Annotated in this window: 13 protein-coding genes; 4 read left to right on the forward strand and 9 right to left on the reverse strand. The window is 66.9% G+C overall.

The features are described 5' to 3' along the window. Nucleotides 1-21: 21 nt before the first annotated feature. From G6O69_RS28470 to G6O69_RS28480, 3 genes are all read right to left on the reverse strand, one after another. Nucleotides 22-378: a hypothetical protein gene (locus G6O69_RS28470; protein WP_172306626.1), complete on the reverse strand. Its 357-nt coding sequence runs from the start codon at nucleotides 376-378 to the stop codon at nucleotides 22-24. A 93-nt stretch (nucleotides 379-471) separates the two neighbouring features. Beyond that, on the reverse strand, nucleotides 472-702 hold the full coding sequence (locus tag G6O69_RS28475) for a hypothetical protein (RefSeq protein ID WP_172306627.1): 231 nt from the start codon (nucleotides 700-702) through the stop codon (nucleotides 472-474). Between the two features lie 5 nt (nucleotides 703-707). Further along, entirely contained in the window at nucleotides 708-1,496 is a 789-nt protein-coding gene (locus G6O69_RS28480) for a hypothetical protein (protein ID WP_172306628.1), read from the reverse strand. A gap of 293 nt (nucleotides 1,497-1,789) precedes the next feature. Here G6O69_RS28480 and istA point away from each other — a divergent pair, with 293 nt between their 5' ends. Further along, on the forward strand, nucleotides 1,790-3,235 hold the full coding sequence (gene istA, locus G6O69_RS28485) for an IS21 family transposase (RefSeq protein ID WP_172301650.1): 1,446 nt from the start codon (nucleotides 1,790-1,792) through the stop codon (nucleotides 3,233-3,235). Further along, on the forward strand, nucleotides 3,232-3,990 hold the full coding sequence (istB, locus tag G6O69_RS28490) for an IS21-like element helper ATPase IstB (RefSeq protein ID WP_172301660.1): 759 nt from the start codon (nucleotides 3,232-3,234) through the stop codon (nucleotides 3,988-3,990). Before istA ends, istB begins: the two co-directional genes overlap by 4 nt. Before the next feature lie 726 nt (nucleotides 3,991-4,716). Here istB and G6O69_RS28495 read toward each other — a convergent pair. From G6O69_RS28495 to G6O69_RS28505, 3 genes are all read right to left on the reverse strand, one after another. Further along, on the reverse strand, nucleotides 4,717-5,031 hold the full coding sequence (locus G6O69_RS28495; RefSeq protein ID WP_172306629.1) for a hypothetical protein: 315 nt from the start codon (nucleotides 5,029-5,031) through the stop codon (nucleotides 4,717-4,719). A gap of 274 nt (nucleotides 5,032-5,305) precedes the next feature. Beyond that, nucleotides 5,306-5,689, reverse strand: coding sequence for a hypothetical protein (locus G6O69_RS28500; RefSeq protein ID WP_172306630.1), 384 nt, complete (start codon nucleotides 5,687-5,689; stop codon nucleotides 5,306-5,308). 2 nt (nucleotides 5,690-5,691) lie between these two features. After that, nucleotides 5,692-5,901, reverse strand: a complete 210-nt coding sequence (locus tag G6O69_RS28505; RefSeq protein ID WP_172306631.1) for a hypothetical protein — start codon at nucleotides 5,899-5,901, stop codon at nucleotides 5,692-5,694. Between the two features lie 269 nt (nucleotides 5,902-6,170). On the opposite strand from G6O69_RS28505, the gene G6O69_RS28510 reads away from it, so the two are divergent. Beyond that, nucleotides 6,171-6,407, forward strand: coding sequence for an addiction module protein (locus G6O69_RS28510; RefSeq protein WP_172306632.1), 237 nt, complete (start codon nucleotides 6,171-6,173; stop codon nucleotides 6,405-6,407). Next, nucleotides 6,404-6,712 carry a type II toxin-antitoxin system RelE/ParE family toxin gene (locus G6O69_RS28515; protein WP_172306633.1) on the forward strand — a complete coding sequence of 103 codons (309 nt, stop codon included), beginning with the start codon at nucleotides 6,404-6,406 and terminating at the stop codon, nucleotides 6,710-6,712. The genes G6O69_RS28510 and G6O69_RS28515 overlap by 4 nt, the downstream gene beginning before the upstream one ends. Here the strand turns inward: G6O69_RS28515 and G6O69_RS28520 are convergent. The 3 genes from G6O69_RS28520 to G6O69_RS28530 are packed head-to-tail and all read right to left on the reverse strand — an operon-like array spanning nucleotide 6,670 to nucleotide 15,789. Beyond that, nucleotides 6,670-7,662 (reverse strand): hypothetical protein, encoded by a 993-nt coding sequence (locus G6O69_RS28520; RefSeq protein ID WP_172306634.1) that lies wholly within the window; start codon nucleotides 7,660-7,662, stop codon nucleotides 6,670-6,672. The genes G6O69_RS28515 and G6O69_RS28520 overlap by 43 nt on opposite strands. Before the next feature lie 27 nt (nucleotides 7,663-7,689). Further along, the gene (locus G6O69_RS28525) at nucleotides 7,690-8,148 is read right to left on the reverse strand and encodes a hypothetical protein (protein ID WP_172306635.1); all 459 of its coding nucleotides are present in this window, start codon (nucleotides 8,146-8,148) and stop codon (nucleotides 7,690-7,692) included. A gap of 30 nt (nucleotides 8,149-8,178) precedes the next feature. Then, entirely contained in the window at nucleotides 8,179-15,789 is a 7,611-nt protein-coding gene (locus G6O69_RS28530; RefSeq protein WP_172306636.1) for a SpvB/TcaC N-terminal domain-containing protein, read from the reverse strand. Nucleotides 15,790-15,807 lie beyond the last annotated feature (18 nt).

The following is a 15,807-nucleotide window of genomic DNA, read 5'->3' on the forward strand; positions in this document are numbered from 1 at the left end:
GGACTCGCCTCCGATCCAAGTTCACGTGCCGATCTCATCCAGCCAACGCGCTTCCTCCGCTCCCACCGGGTCCAACACCGTGGTGGTGTAGACGATCACCGCGAGCATGTCGTTGCGTGCGAGGCCGAGCCAGAGGTCGTTCTCTCCGACACGCAACCAACTCGTCGGACGCTCGTCTCCGACCTGGATACGTAGGTACCCGCTCGTGTCATCCAGATGCCATCGTACAGGCGCCGAAGTGTCGATGCTGAACGCCCGGCCGCGCTCAAGGTCGTCTCCGACCCCGTGCAAAGCAATGTCGCCCGACGCCTTCGACTGGTCGAAGACCATCTCTAGGTCGCAGAATCGACCCTCGGTGTCGGCCACGATGGTGAGCACCTCGACCTCTATCCCAGCTCTCTTGCGACCAACCCGAATTCCTGAAGCCCTCCTGCTCAGGCAGCGATCCGCGCCCTCTTCGATGACTCAGAACTAGCCCTGCTCGATGTTGTAGGATTTGGCGGCTTCGAGGAACGCGAGGACGGCAGAGACCAGCGGACGAGGATCTGCTCCCAGTCGATCGAGTTCGTCCGGCTCGGACGTGATCATCTTGACCCCCCTTGCCTCCACAATCGAGCAGACTAACTCGCGAGCGCGACCATCGACGAGGACGGTGACCACACACGATCCGTCCCCAGTATAGTGGATGCTCTCAATCTTCATGTTGTTCACCGGAACACCGCCCCTGCGACGAAACGGCCAACCCAGCTATCACCAACGTAGCCGTAGGCCACCTCCGAGCCGTCGGGAGACACCGCTGTCAGCACCCTGCCCAGGGCGTCGTGGGTGCTCGACGACGTGTAGACCGTCGTCTCGAGCATCCCTGCCGCCGCCGTCGCCATTCCGTCGATCGTCGTCTGATCTGCGATCCCTGTCCAGTCGTTTTTCGCGCTTGGATCCAGCGGGAGCCTGAGCTCTCCCGCCACCGGCAGGCCCTTGAAGTCGTACGCCGGCGTCGTCGCCTCCCCGCCTCCGCCGTAGCTTCGATAGACTCGGCCACGGTGATTGGTCGCCTCGGGGCTCGCCAGCGACTCTCCATAGATCACCCGCGAGAGCAAGACCTCGCTGCCCACGGCCGGCTGCACATAGCCGTCTACGGGCCGGCGCAGCAGGTCGTAGCTCGCTCGAAAGCACTGCGCCTTCGCGTCCCAGCCACGCAGCGCCTCCCCGAGGATCGTCGTCAGCGACTGGCGCTCCCCCGCGTCCACGCTCTTCGTCTCCAGCAGCTGACCCAGCTGGCCGTAGATCCGCGCCTCCGCGACGTTCCCGCGCGCGTCGATGATCCGCATCGGTAAGCCGCGCACGTCGAGCTCGACCTTCGTCTCGAGCGTCGTCCCCTCGCCCAGATCCTCGATCCCCAAGAAGGGGCGCCCGAGGCTGTCGAAGATCATCTGGCTCGGGGTCTCCCGGTGCGCGTACGCCAGCTCCGCCGCGCTGAGATCCTCTCCGACGGACACGGAGTCTGCGCGAGTTGGCGGCGTACTGCGACAAGCAGGAGATTCGCGCCCGACACTCGGCCTGGTCGGCCGTCACGTTGTCGCGGCTGTTTCGGCGCGAGGCTGCGCGAACGCGCGGGTAGTCGGAGGGGGGCATCGTTCCTTCGGTCTTCGACTGATCGACGACAATAACTTTTGCCGGTCGACGACAACTAAACCTGCCGGTCCGAGCCAGCCAGAACGCGCGTGGGACGCTGGGGAGCAGGAGCCCCCACGTGGTCACGGACGAGCAAGTACGGCTGCTACGGAGCAAGATGAACCAAGGCAAGACACAGCAGGCCGCAGCAGCGGCGGCGGGAATGAGCGTGAGGTCGGCGCGGAAGTGGCAGAGCGGGCCACTGCCCTCGCAGACCAAGGAGCCGCGGCACTGGCGGACGCGCAAGGATCCCTTCGAGGGGGTGTGGGAGGAGAAGATCGTCCCGCTGCTCGAGCGGGACAAGGAGGGCGAGCTCGAAGCCAAGACGCTGCTGAAGCAGCTGATCGAGGAGAAGCCCGAGCGCTTCAACCAGGGCCAGCTGCGGACGATGCAGCGGCGGGTCCGGGACTGGCGAGCGCTGCACGGACCAGACAAGGAGGTCTACTTCCAGCAAGAGCACCCGCCCGGCGAGGAAGCGGCGCTGGACTTCACCAACTGCAACGAGCTGCAGGTGACGATCGCGGGCGAGCCCTTCCGCCACCTGCTCTTCGAGCTGGTCCTGGTCGCGAGCGCGTGGACCTGGGCCTGCGTGGCGCTGTCGGAGAGCTACGAGGCGCTGGTCGAGGGGCTCCAGCGGGCACTGTGGGCCCTGGGCGGGGTGCCGCGGAAGCTGACCCTCGACAACATGTCGGCGGCGACGCACGAGCTGAAGAAGGCGCGGGGCCGGAGCCTCAACAAGCGCTTCGCGGACGCGTGCACGCATCTGGGCATCGAGACGGTCCGGCGCATCAACGTGGGCAAGTCGCACGAAAACGGCGCGGTCGAGGTCCGGCATCGGCGAACCAAAAAGCTGCTGAAGCAGGCGCTGATCTTGCGGGGCAGCCGGGACTTCGCCAGCGTCGAGGATTACGAGCGCTTCGTCCAGCAGACCCTCGAGCGCGAGCACAACCAGCACGTCACGGCGAAGCTCGAGCTCGAGAGCCCCTTGCTGAGGCCGCTGCCGATCAAGCCGGTGCCGACCTACACGACCGAGACGCCGAAGGTCCGGCGCTGGAGCACGATCAAGGTGCGGGGGCGGATCTACTCGGTGCCTTCGCAGCTGATCGGCCACCAGGTCGAGGTCCGGCTGCACGCCAACGAGGTCGAGCTGCGCTACGGCGGTGAGGTGGTCGAGACCTTCCCGCGGCTGCGAGGCGAAGGCGCGCACCGCATCGACTACCGCCACGTGATCGCCTCCTTGGTGCGCAAGCCCGGGGCCTTCCCCAACTACTGCTTCCGCGAGGAGCTGTACCCCTCGCTGATCTTCCGCCGGGCCTACGACGCGCTCGAGCGCGCTCGACCCGGGCGCGGCCACGTCGACTACGTGAGGATCTTGCACCTCGCGGCGATGACGATGGAGTCGACGGTCGAGGCCGAACTCGCGCAGCTGCTCGAGGCCGGCGCGCCCTTCGACTACGCGACGGTCAAGCAGCGGGTCCAGCCCACGGAGTCCGAGGTCCCGCAGCTCGAGGTCGGCGAGCCCGATCTGGGCGTCTACGACGAGCTGCTCGGAGGTGCGGCGTGAACCCTCGACCCCCCGCCCACGCCGAGCAGATCACCACGCTGCTGCGCAGCTTCAAGCTGACGACCGCGGCCGAGGAGCTGGTCCCGCGCCTGGTCACCGACGGCCACGAGCCAGCGCTGGCGACGATCGCCGAGGTCCTGGACCTCGAGGCCGAGGCCCGCCACGCTCGCCGAGTCGCTCGCCTGCGCCGGGCCTCGAAGCTCAGCGTCGGCAAGACCTTCGAGACCCTCGACGACAAGCGGCTGCCGCGACCGGTGGTCCGCAAGCTCCGCGAGCTGCAAGCCGGCGACTTCCTCGACGAGGCGATCAATGTGCTGGCCTTCGGCCTGCCCGGCGTCGGCAAGAGCCACGCCCTCGCGGCCCTCGGCCACGCCCTCGTCGAGCAGGGCCGCTCGGTGCTGTGGACGCCGACCTACTCGCTGATCCAGGAGCTGCTCGCGGCCAAGCGAGATCTGGAGCTGCCCCGGAAGCTGCGTCGGCTCGACAACTTCGAGCTCGTGATCCTCGACGACATCGGCTACGTCAAGCAGTCGGCCGAGGAGGCCGAGGTCCTCTTCACCCTGCTGGCCGAGCGCTACGAGCGACGCTCGACGGCGCTGACGAGCAACCTGGTCTTCAGCGAGTGGGACCGGATCTTCAACAACAAGATGGCGACCTCGGCCGCGATCGACCGGCTCGTGCACCACTCGGTGATCCTGGAATTCAACGTGTCCAGCTACCGGACCGAGAAGGCCAAGGGGCGCAAGAAGGGCTGACGCCCGACGACAACTACACCGGGCTGCGACAACTGCCCGAACGACAACTACCCCGCGCGCGAGGTCGCCGTGCACGGGGACGCGCAAGTCTCGCACCGGCAGGAATAATCGTCGCCAATCGGAAAAAATAATTGACGCTGATCACCCCCGAGGCGTCAAGTAGCCACCACTCGGCTAGCGGCACATGAGCAAGTTGTTCCGCCGCGTGTTCTCGTGCGAGGGCCTCCGACGGAAAGCACAGATAATGCCTTTGGCCGCCGGTTGCCCAGTCGCCTTCATAGTTCAGAAGAACCCCCGTTGCAGGGTCCACCCTGATGAGAAGCGCCGAGCCAGTCGGCACGCCATCTAGAGACTGGATCTTCTTCATTGGACTCCCCACGCGATGCCGCGAATGGTGCCGCGGATGAGCACCTCCGCCTCAGAAACGGACCCACCCCCTTGGATAAGCCCGACCTCCTTCAAGTTTGGACTGGCTACCAGGCGAGAAGCCGGAACGCGCGCGGTGTTAACGCTTCCAGCACTCCTCCTGCGAGGGTCGCGCAGCGCAAAATTCAGCGCCACATCAGGGACAGTTTTTCGACTTGGGGGTGGACTTCGAAACCTCGGCGCCGCACTCGTCGAGGCCGATGCAGAACCCAATTCAGATTCGGCCTCGAGAAATTGACGCGAGGTCGATGCCGCCCGGCGCAGCACGCGGAGTCCCGCGCCGGAGATAACGGTGCGGTTCTAGACGCCGCGTTCGCTCCGCTGGAGGCGCTGGTACTTGTGGTTTGCAACCGCAACGGCACGTTCAAGGGCAGAGAAGTCGCCCCGTTCCTCAATCGTTGCAACCGCGTCGGCCACATCCTTGTAGATCGCGTCGCCCACTTCGAGCGATGCCTCGAAAGCCTCCAAGTTCGCGGTTTCCTTGAGGCGGAGAAAGCCCTCGTTGAACTCCACGTCGAGTTTCAAGAGGTCTGCAAGTGCCGGAGCGAGCGACAGCGGCAGGTCCGCTCTCTCCAGGACCTTGGCAATCAGAGCGCGTAGGGTTTCGTTCGCCATCCGGTTTTCTCCTTCTACAACGACCGCAACCATCGAACAATGTCGAGCGTGGTGGTGGGAACTCCCTGCGCCGGACCCAGCGGCGCAGCAGCTGACGGTCTACAGTACGCAAATCTTGTCTTCGAGGGCGTTCGTCGCCTTGGTAGTGATGGTCGGTCAAGACCCCGCCGGCCGCGACCACATGGCCACGACCGACGGGGAGAGCGTGTTGGTTGTGATTCCAAAGTACCCTGGCCGGGCACTTTGGCCACTTTCGTTGAGGTCTAGGTGCGGTTTAGGTTCCCCCAAACCTCGGATGGGAGTCGGCCCCGGCGAACGCGACGGAGGGGAAGTGCCGCTGCAAGGCGTCGACGAAACGCGCCATCCAGTCCTTCCAGTTCTCCGCTCGCGTGGTCGCGTTGAGCTCGATGGCGAAGGAACTCGCTTCAAAATCGGTCAGCTTCGGCGCAGAGCTGTACGCGCCGCTCCACCTCAGAGTCTCCGCCTCTACGACGGCACCTTCCGCGCCGGTCCACTCTCGCTCCCAGACTGCGTTCGCGGCCGACCACTCTTCCAGCCAGCGTTCGACGGCCGCGCGACTCACCGCTTCCGTTGATCGGAATCGGAGGCGCAGGAGGAGCGTGCCGTCGGCCCGCCTTGCTGGGAACTTGATCGTCATTGCTACTCCACCCTGAAGAACTTCGCTACCGCGTTGAACTCTTCCCAACCTACAACCTGCCAGGCGCCGGTCGCCTTGTCCACGCGTAGGACGCCGCGTTCAACAAGCGAGTTCACAACTGGGCCCTCGAGCCGGGTGCCGACGACCGCAGCCTTGCCGCCTGCGGGGTTCACCTGTGCAAACACGCGCGCCGTGGCGATGTCCTTGGTCATCCAGAAAACATCGCCCCCGCCCAGCTTGGCCGCCGCAGAGCGATCGATGCCACGCGCAGCGATCGACTCGACCGTCGCAACGTCGGAGCCATGGAGGAACGTGACACCACCACCACCTCCCCCCTTTGCGGCTTAGGGGGAGCGGGCGGGGGCGCTCGGGGCGGTCGCGGCGCAACCCTTGGGCAGGTGACTCAACTGGCCTCAAACGAGCGAAAACGAGGCTCCACGGCGTATTGGCCGGGCTGGCGGCTCCGAAGTAGACTGATTCCATGACCGAGGCCGCGAGGAAGGTCTTTGACGACGCCCTGGCTCTCCCCGAGCGGGACCGGCTGGAACTTGCCGAGGCTCTGTTCGACAGCCTGTCTGCGAAAGATCAGGCGAAGATCGACGAGGCTTGGCGAACCGAAATCCTCCGACGCATGGAGCAGGTCCGCAACGGCGAGGTCCAATTGGAGTCGTGGGAGGAAGTCCGTCAGGCTGGCCGCGACACTCTGGCCCAACGATGAAGTTGCGCTTCCATCCAGGCGCCCGCGTCGAGTACGTGGAGGCGCTCGCGCACCTTGAAGAACGCCGACTCGGCTACGGAGAGAAGTTCGAGACGGAGGTCTTTGCCGCTCTCCAGCGTGCACTCGACTTTCCGGGGAGCGGCGCTCAAGTTCCGGGTTATCCGGAACAGGTGAACTTGAGGGCGTTCCCCCTGCGGGTGTTTCGGTATTCGCTCATGATCCACTTCGACGGCGACGAGGCGGTCGTCTATGCGGTCGCACATCAACACCGCGAGCCCGGATACTGGCGCGACCGCTTGAAGTAACCCGGCCTCAGTGGCGGCGGACCGAGATCTGGTTCTCCGTGTCGTCGCCTGGAACTCGCCGACGCCGATGACGTGTTCGATCCCTGACGGCGGACGCGACGTGCAAGGCCAAGCTGATCAAGCTCGTGCTGGTGCTGTACAGGCTCGATCAGCTTCGGGTTCCGAGCGATGGCGTCGCGGATGACAACGCCGTCGCGCTTCTTGGCCTGGGATACGGCGGCCCGGCTGATGCCCAGGGCACGGGCCACCGCGGCGTCGTTCATGCCCTTGTGGGCGCCCCCGACCAGCGCCTCGAAGATGCGTCGGTCGGATGGCCGGGCTTCACGTTCGACCACCGCCCACAGGCTGCGGCGGAGTACCCCGTGCTTTGGATGGCCCGGGTCCGCGAGCACGGCGACGATGGTGTCGATCACGTCGTGCTTCCTGATCGGCTCGACCTCATCGCCATCGACGCGAACGATACCGGGCTTCCGGGCCTGGGCTCGGAGCACGTCGATGGCCCGCCGTCGAGCGTAACTATTGGCGACCGCCAGCACGTCGCGGGGCACGAGGGAACCGGCCGCCACCTTCTCGACCGTGAACCCAGGCGCTTTGCCGACGCCGTAGAACAGGGGCAGCCGGCTGACCTCGCCCGATGCCCCCAGGCCAATGATGGCCGGCTGGAGAATGTCGTCGGCCGTGGTCGTCGTGTTCTTGAGCAGCGGTTCCAACGACCGCCTGACGGCTGTCACCAACCCGGAGTCCCGGGGCGACAACCAGTTCGCCTTCACTCTCGGCCCGAACACCTCGACGATCTCTTTCTCGGGCACGACGTTGCGCATCCAGGCGCCCGGGTTCACGCCGGCGATGCCTTCGAGGACCGAGACGCGGGCGAGAAGGTCGAGGCTGGTCGTCCTCGCGTCGCGGGTCAGGAACGCGACGACGAGCTTGGCAAGCGAAAGGCGAGGCATCTCGTTGTGGGAGAACGTATCGGGAGATCACCGACTTGGCGCTTGCCTCTCCGCGATCAACTCAGCAAGGCGCTTCACAAACACGGCGACCGACACGAGTGGCGTCCAGCGTTCGGGAGCTGGGCGGGACCAGTCAAACCAGAGAACGTGCTGGTCGTGCTCCGGTTTGGAAGTATCGATGGCCAAGAACACATCATCACCGGGGAACTTCGCCCCTCCAACGAACACGGTATCCGCGTAGACAAGGCGAGGGTCGGCGGAGCCTGCACGGTCGCGCTGGTTCCGAACCATACAGAACTCGGGGTCGTCCACATAGCCGCCGCCATCGAGGTCGTCCTTGATCCGCTCCATCATCTCCCGCGAAGCGAACAGCACGAGATCCGAATCGCCTTCTTCGAGTCCAAGGAGCTTATTGAGCGCCTCCGGCCCGGGGTCGGACCACGAGCCGGCGGACAGAACATCTTGCACTTGCTGAGGGAATTTCATGCGGTCGTCTCTGGATTGTAGCGGCAGTGGTCAGAGTCCAAGGGCCGCGTTCACGGCATCCATGATGCCTTGCCGAAGTCCCGGCGGAACACTGCGTCCTCCGTGCGAACCGGGGTTGATTTGACCGGAGTTCCATCCGAAGCGTACGCCGCCGCCGGGCTGCTTGACGATGTAGAAACCGCTGACCCGACCCGGTGCACCCGCTACATTCTCGCCCACCGCTGCTGAAAGGTCGTTGAGCACCTGCCGATGGCCACCGAACTGCGCTACCCAGCCTTCGGGACGGGGGGTTGCACTCGTGCTCGGACGAAGTACGAACCGGCCGGTCGTGTGGTCGAACGCTCCCGACAGCCCCTCTACCGCGGGGTCGTTGAACACTGCCGCGTTCTCCGCTGCGGTTCGGGTGCCGAGATTCGTGACGGCTCCAGCGGTCTCGCTAACTCCCCCCTTTGCGGCAGGAGGAACTGGCCCTCCCTCCAACACCGGAGCCCTCGCACCGAGTGAAAGAGTATAGCCTGCAACACCAAACAACGCCCCCCAAATTGCCCCTTGCTCTCCTCCCTCTAGCGCTGCTCCCCCAGTCCTTCTCCAGTCAACCTGGCCTTGCTCCTCCTGCTGACGAATCATTTCAAATCCGCCCGAGAATGAAGCCCCCTGCAGGAAACCCAGACTCGCACCAATGCTCACATTGGTGCCGAGTGAGATAAGTCCGCCCGCCTCCAGTGCTCCCGCGACGATGGCACTGCTCGCTATGAACACCGATCCAACCCCGACAATAGCGCCGACTCCAAGCGTCAATCCTGTGAGTTTTAAAGACGCTTTGGCTGACTTCCCCTCGCGGATCGCATTGTCAATGCTCGCCGGATCCCAAGCTGCATTCCGGAGATCTCTGGCGTGCCTCGCGGCTTCTTGTTCGGGCGTTGTCTCTATCGCAAGGAGGTCTCCTCCCCGATGGTTTCGGGCATCGTTGTTGGCTTGAGTTCCTGCAAAGTTTGCATCACCTTCGTATAGGGGTTGCTCAGTTCGCCCCCCTCGCCCATCGGGGAGTGGTGCGAGTGTTGTGGGTGCCCTTGCAGATACATTCTCATCCTCAAAGCTATATACGGTATCGCCTTCTGAGTCGATGTAGCCTCCTTCAATGACCTCCACCCCCTGGGTTCCGCTGACATCCACCAGCGAGGTCGGACTGTTGCCGACATACGAATACCGGTTGACCCCATCCCCCAGCCCGATCGGATCCGCCCCCGTCCATCGCCCCAGCCACGGCGCATAGTACCGCGCTCCGTGATACCCAAGCCCCGTCTCCTCGTCCCGCTCCATCCCCGTGTACCGGTAGCGCTTCGCTGGCACCTCCAGCTCGCTGCTCTGCAGCCGGTACGCGCTCGTCCCGTAGGGGTGGTACTCCTCGTGGGAGATCACCGCCCCCGTCTCGGTCACCTCCGTCGTCGCCGAGCCCAGGTGGTTGCTCAGCTGAAACCGCCAGATCCCCGTCGGGCTCGCCACCGCCGTCCCATCGTCGACCGTGTGGGTCTCCACCAGCACGATCCGCCCGCTGTCGTCGCTGATGTGCAGCGACTCCCACTCCTCCTTCAGGACACCGTTGACTCGCCTGCGGTAGAGCTCGAAGGATCCGAGGTAGATCCGCTCCTCCCTCGTCCCGCCGGAGTGCTCCACGTACTTGCGCACGCGCACGCCTGCCCCGTACTGGAAGTACACCTCCTGCGAGCCCACCGTGCAGTGATGCAGCTGGTCGAGCTCGTCCCAGGTCATCGCCGCCAGGTGCGGCATGCTCGTGACGTTGCCGTGCTCGTCGTGGGGGTAACTGTGGCTGTAAGTCGCCGTGTCCGTGTACAGCGGGCCCGCCGCGTCACCGGACACGCTGGTGCCCACCAGCCGGTTGCCATCCGTCCGGTATTGGTAGCGCCGCGTCCACCCCGTCCCGCTCGAGGGCGTGTGCACCACCGCCTCGAGGTTGCCGACGGCGTCGTAGCTGTACGTCTGCGTGTACCGCCGCAGGGCGTTCGGGTCGTTCGCCATCGGCAGCGCGGCGCTGTCCGGGACCAGCTGCGTCGATGAGCGCTGGTCCGTGCCCGCCGTCGCGTGCTCGCGGCCCGTGGCCTCGACCAGCCGGTCGAGCGCGTCGTAGGTGTAGCTGTTCGCGGCCTCGACGACGCTGTTTTGAAAGTAGACCGTCTGCTGCGCCTCGTCGCGGATGTCCGTGACGTTGCCGGCCGCGTCGTAGTGGTAGCGCAGGGCCTGCAGCTGCTTGCCATCGCTCGTCCGCGTCGTCGACAGCGAGCGCAGCCGGAAGCTGCGCGGGTCGTACGCGTAGGTCGTCGTCGTCGCGTTCGCGGCGTGGGTCACCGACTCTCGTCGGCCGCGGACGTCGTAGCGGATCTGCGCGACGACGGGCGTCGGCGTCGCGGCGCCTCGGTGCTTGCAGTCCACCGTCTTCAGCCCGCCGCGCTCGTCGTAGCCGTAGGCCACCTCCGAGCCGTCGGGGGACACCGCAGTCAGCACCCTGCCCAGGGCGTCGTGGGTGCTCGACGACGTGTAGACCGTCGTCTCGAGCATCCCTGCCGCCGCCGTCGCCATCCCATCGATCGTCGTCTGATCTGCGATCCCTGTCCAGTCGTTTTTCGCGCTTGGATCCAGCGGGAGCCTGAGCTCTCCCGCCACCGGCAAGCCCTTGAAGTCGTACGCTGGCGTCGTCGCCTCCCCGCCTCCGCCGTAGCTTCGATAGACTCGGCCGCGGTGATTGGTCGCCTCGGGGCTCGCCAGCGACTCTCCATAGATCACCCGCGAGAGCAAGACCTCGCTGCCCACGGCCGGCTGCACATAGCCGTCTACGGGCCGGCGCAGCAGGTCGTAGCTCGCTCGAAAGCACTGCGCCTTCGCGTCCCAGCCGCGCAGCGCCTCCCCGAGGATCGTCGTCAGCGACTGGCGCTCCCCCGCGTCCACGCTCTTCGTCTCCAGCAGCTGACCCAGCTGGCCGTAGATCCGCGCCTCCGCGACGTTCCCGCGCGCGTCGATGATCCGCATCGGTAAGCCGCGCACGTCGAGCTCGACCTTCGTCTCGAGCGTCGTCCCCTCGCCCAGATCCTCGATCCCCAAGAAGGGCCGGCCGAGGCTGTCGAAGATCATCTGGCTCGGGGTCTCCCGGTGCGCGTACGCCAGCTCCGCCGCGCGTCGCTCCTTTTGCCAGTATGCGTCGGTCCCCGCGTAGTCGAAGCGCGCCGCGTACCACTCGCTGTCGGCCACGGTGTCGTTTGCGTCCCAGTGCGTCGACGCCCACGGCGAGAACGCGACCTTCGAGAGTGTCCCGTCGGGGAGGTCTGTCCGCACGACCCGGCCCAGGGGATCGTAGTGCAGCAGCGCGCTCACTCCCTGCTCGACGAGCTCCGCCTCGTCCTCGTAGGCGTGGGTGCTCGAGTAGTAGGGCTCGTACTGCCGCACGGCGTTGCCCTTGTTGTCGCGCACCACCCGGCCGTTGCCGATCCAGCGCAGGCTCGGGGCGGTGTCCGCGAGGATCGGCTGGCCCTCCTCGTCGAGGAGCAGCGCCCCCGCCTCGTCGCGCTGGGGCGCCAGCCCAGGCTCGGCCTGCGCCTTCACCATCAGCGTCTGCCCGGCGCCGCCAAAGTAGCTGTAACGCTCGAACCAGCGCGTGTCAGGATCGCCGTGGGTCTCCCGCACCCGGCCCCGGTTGAACACGGGCTCGCCGCGATCTCGAAACGCGAAGGGGTCGTACTCGAAGGTCGCCGTCGGCTCCGCGAGCGTGTCCCCCTCCGACGCGCCCTCCTTCCCCATCACCGCCGACTTCACGACCACGCCCCGCGTGTCGAAGGCCACCTGCGTCCGGTTCCCGTTTGGATCCCTGACCGCCCAGGCCGCGAGCACGCGGTAGTCGTTCTCCACGCTGACCGTGTTCCCGAGCGGATCCGTCGCCCCCGTCGTCAGCAGCGTGTGCGCGTCGAAGCTCGTCGTATAAGTCGCGCCAAAGGGATCGATGAAGCTCGTCGCGGCGTAGAACCTGCTCGGATCGAGGACCGCCCGGCCCGAGCGCAGCCAAAAGCTCCCCGTCCCCGCCGACTGGCCGGCCTCGTAGAGATAGCCGCCCTCGCTTTGCAGCATGCTCGAGCTCGGCGCGTGGGCGAGGCCCCCGAAGACCGCGTCGAGCTGGGTCTCGTCGAGGGCTCGGGTGAGTTGGTCGTAGGTCAGCGCCCGAACGCCGATCTCTCCCTCGGGCAGCACCCCCGAGAGATCGTCGCTGTAGTAGCGCACCCGAGCGTGCCCGAGCAGCCGCTTTTCGACCGTCCCCGCCGCGGGCGCGTCCTCGTCCGTGTACGCGACCTCGGTCGCGCCCGCGTAGGCAGCCTTCAGCGCGTCGAAGCCCAACAAGCCCGCGGCCGGCAGGGCCACGCCCTTGACCTCGAAGGACTTCGACGCGATCGGGACGCCGAGCCGCAGGCGCTCTGGATCCTCGTCATCGTGTACGACGACCGCCTCGCTGGCGAGGATGTGGTGCGTCGTCTGCTCCACGTGCGAGGTGGCGGCTCGCCGTGGGTAGACCAGGGAGGCCGAGCAGAGCGCCGTCCCGTAGTCATCGACCTCCAGCACGAAGTCATGCCCAACCCGGGGATCGACCGGATCGCGCTCGTAGGTCGCGCTCAGCGACTCCTTCGCGTGGACGAGAAATACGGGGTGGTCGTGCGCCCCCGGGCCCGCGCCCTGCACGGTCCGGATCTGAAAGTTCGCTTCGCTGACCGTGTAGGGGTGGCCCTGCTTGTCAGGATCGCCATCGAGGGCGTAGACCTCCGCGCGCAAGGTCCGACCTCGCAGCGCCCGGGCCGCCTCGCGCAGGGCCTCTCCGTCGAGCCCCGCCGGCCAGGCCGTATCCGGCAGCGCCACCGCCTCCTCGTCGCCCGCATAGAACTCGTCGGCGTAGATCGCCGTCACCCGATCCCAGCCAGAGAACGCCCCCGTGTGCAGCCACGTCTTCGTATGCACCGGCGGCTGATGGAGCTTCTCCTCCACGCTGTTCGAGGGCGCATACGCAAAGGAGAACAAGCTGCCTTCGGCGTCCGAGAACGCCTCGAAGGACTCCGTGTCCCAGGTCTCCACCATCCCAAAGCCACGAAACTCCCGCTCCTTCGCGTCGTGGTAGCCGTGGTGATAGGCGTAGTAGCGGACCGCCTTTTGCTTGCTGATCTGGTCGTGGCTCTCCACCCGATCCACCACCTGCACTGGATAGGGCAGGCAGGTCGCCCACGGCCGGCCCGCCTGGCGGTCTTGCAGGTAAAAGCGCGTCGACGAGGCGTAGCGCGTGCGCGTCACCAGCCCGCGGTTGTTGTCGACCTCCACCAGCAAGTTGGGCTTGCTCGGGCCGACCAGATCCACGTAGCGCAGCTGTAGCCCGCGCTCGACCTCGGTCGCCGAGGACCAGACCAGGCAGGCCGTCCCGCGGCCCTCGAGATCCACGACGTCGACGTTGGCGAGGGCGTGGGCCGCCGGCACGCCCTCGAGCAGCTGCGCGGGCCCAAAGCCGTTGCCCGCCTGGTTGTAACGCAGGCTGCATCCTCTCGCCCCGAGGTAGAGCAGATCCGCAGGCCCCGTCCCGTCGATGTCCGCGAGCTTGACCCGCGCCGGCGAGAACTGGTCCGGGTAGTCCAAGACCCCTACCCCGGCCATGGGGATCCGCCGCCCAAAGCGGCCGTAGCCGCGGTTGGGCCAGTAGTGCACCCCCGCTCGCCCGACGCACACCAGATCCGAGAGCCCGTCCCCCGTCATGTCTGCGAAGAGCACGGCCCGGCTCTCGTCCCGAAAGATCAGCCGCGGGCTCTCGCGCTCGTCGCCGGGCAAGTGCACCCGCCGACCCGCTTCGAAGCCGCGCCGGCCAGCCGAGCGATACCACTCGAGGTACTCCCCCCGCGCGACCACGAGATCCGGGAGGCCGTCACCGGCGAGGTCGATCCGCTGCGCGTCTGGATCGCGGGGATCCACCGTGGGGACCTGCTCGAAGGGCACGAAGGGCCCCCAGACCGCCGCGCCGCGCTCGGGCACGTGCTCGCCACGATCGAAGAAGCCGGCCAGCGGGAGCGCCTCGACCACCAGACACTTGGGTCCCGCGCCCTCGAGGCTGGTCAGCTGCGCGCCCTCTGCCAGGCTCGCCGCCGTCGGCTTGGTCACGGCCTCGGGGCGATCGAAGCGGCCCTCGCCGAGGTTGCGCTTGTAAAACCACGCGCCCCCGTGCTCGGCGAGGATCCCCGGCAGCCCCTCGCCGTGGAGGTCCACGAAGCGCAGCTCTCCGCCGTCGAGGCCCGCGGGCAGGCCCTCGCGCGAAGACGCGTCCAGGGCTCTAGGAGCGCTCGCCGCCGCGGCTTCGGTGTAGCGAAAGCTCAGCTCCGGCATCGCGGCGGGGACGAAGTAGCCGGTCTCCCCGCTCTTTTCGTAGGCGATCTGGGTGACGCCCTCGAGCCGGGCCGCCCGGGGATCCAGCTCGTGGCGAAACACCGTGGCCGCGACCAGGTAGGGCGCCGCGTCGAGCTCGGGGATGCGGTGGAACATCAGCACCCGCCGACACAGCCGACGCGTGCGCAGATCAAAGCCCGCGCGGAAGCTCGAGAAGGCGTCCGCCCGCGCTGGCCACGGGCGCACCTGCGCCGGGGAGACGTCGAGCTCGCCGTCGACCTCGACCCCGTGCTCGCCGTAGTCGAACACCACCTCGAAGAGCCAGTCCCCCGCGAGCTCGGGCGTCCCGTTGCCGTAGCAGATCCGCTTGATGTAGCGCTGGGCGGTGCTCGCTTCGCGCTCGGCCTCGGCTGGCGCGCCAGCGTCCACGCCCTCGAGATCCTCGGCCGCGTACTCGTAGACGATCACGTTGCCGTGGTCGTCTCGGGTCTCGTCGAGCAGCCAGCGAAACACGTGCGCGGGCGCCTCGGGGTCGTGGATCGTGCTGTTGCGGCTCGCCGTCCGACCGTAGTAGCTGTGCACGTTCTCGCGGGAGATCGTCCGCCAGTGCGTGCGCCCTTGCACCCGATCCACCCAGCGCTCGATCCGGCGAAAGCCGCCCTCGGTGCGCGGGCGATAGCGATGCACGACGAAGTCCCCCGACTCGAGCACCACGGCGTCACCGTTGGCGTCGCGCTCGGGCACGAGGTCCTCCGCACCCGCGAGGATGAACACGTCCGAGCCCGCGTCGTCCTCGTAGCGCGGCAGGCCCCGCTCGGTCTTGCGAGTGATCGTCGCCAAGCCCAGGGTCCAGCCCTGACCGAACGGCCCGTTGCCCGCCCCAGAGCTGTAGCTCAGCGCCAGCGAGGGCCCAGAGCCCCCGCGTCCAGGGCTGGTGGCGATCGGCACGGACATCCCGGCCGAGCCCGTGAACATGTCGGCGGAGAATTTCTCGCCCATGCCGGCGATCGCTCCGCCGCCCTTGGGCACGGCCAGCTCCGGCGCGAAGCTGCTCTTGTCCACGAAGGGGCTCTCCCGTGGGGCATCGACCTCCCCGAGGATCGACGCCCCGCGAGCGCCCGGCCGCGGCGCCTCGATCGCCTCCTCGTCCTTTGCGCCCTTGCCCTCGTCCGTGCCCTTGCCCGCACCCGCGCCTGCACCAAAGCCCACGCCAAAATCGTCTCGATCGTTCATTGCGTCACTCCTGTCTTG

Source organism: Pseudenhygromyxa sp. WMMC2535, from assembly GCF_011083025.2.

Bases quoted from the DNA above. Each gene is read 5' to 3' on its own strand.
- G6O69_RS28515 (WP_172306633.1), top strand. From the start codon at position 6,404: ATGAAGTTGCGCTTCCATCCAGGCGCCCGCGTCGAGTACGTGGAGGCG.
- G6O69_RS28520 (WP_172306634.1), bottom strand. From the start codon at position 7,662: ATGCCTCGCCTTTCGCTTGCCAAGCTCGTCGTCGCGTTCCTGACCCGC.
- istA (WP_172301650.1), top strand. From the start codon at position 1,790: ATGAACCAAGGCAAGACACAGCAGGCCGCAGCAGCGGCGGCGGGAATG.
- G6O69_RS28530 (WP_172306636.1), bottom strand. From the start codon at position 15,789: ATGAACGATCGAGACGATTTTGGCGTGGGCTTTGGTGCAGGCGCGGGT.
- G6O69_RS28500 (WP_172306630.1), bottom strand. From the start codon at position 5,689: ATGACGATCAAGTTCCCAGCAAGGCGGGCCGACGGCACGCTCCTCCTG.
- G6O69_RS28505 (WP_172306631.1), bottom strand. From the start codon at position 5,901: ATGACCAAGGACATCGCCACGGCGCGCGTGTTTGCACAGGTGAACCCC.
- G6O69_RS28525 (WP_172306635.1), bottom strand. From the start codon at position 8,148: ATGAAATTCCCTCAGCAAGTGCAAGATGTTCTGTCCGCCGGCTCGTGG.
- G6O69_RS28510 (WP_172306632.1), top strand. From the start codon at position 6,171: ATGACCGAGGCCGCGAGGAAGGTCTTTGACGACGCCCTGGCTCTCCCC.
- G6O69_RS28475 (WP_172306627.1), bottom strand. From the start codon at position 702: ATGAAGATTGAGAGCATCCACTATACTGGGGACGGATCGTGTGTGGTC.
- G6O69_RS28495 (WP_172306629.1), bottom strand. From the start codon at position 5,031: ATGGCGAACGAAACCCTACGCGCTCTGATTGCCAAGGTCCTGGAGAGA.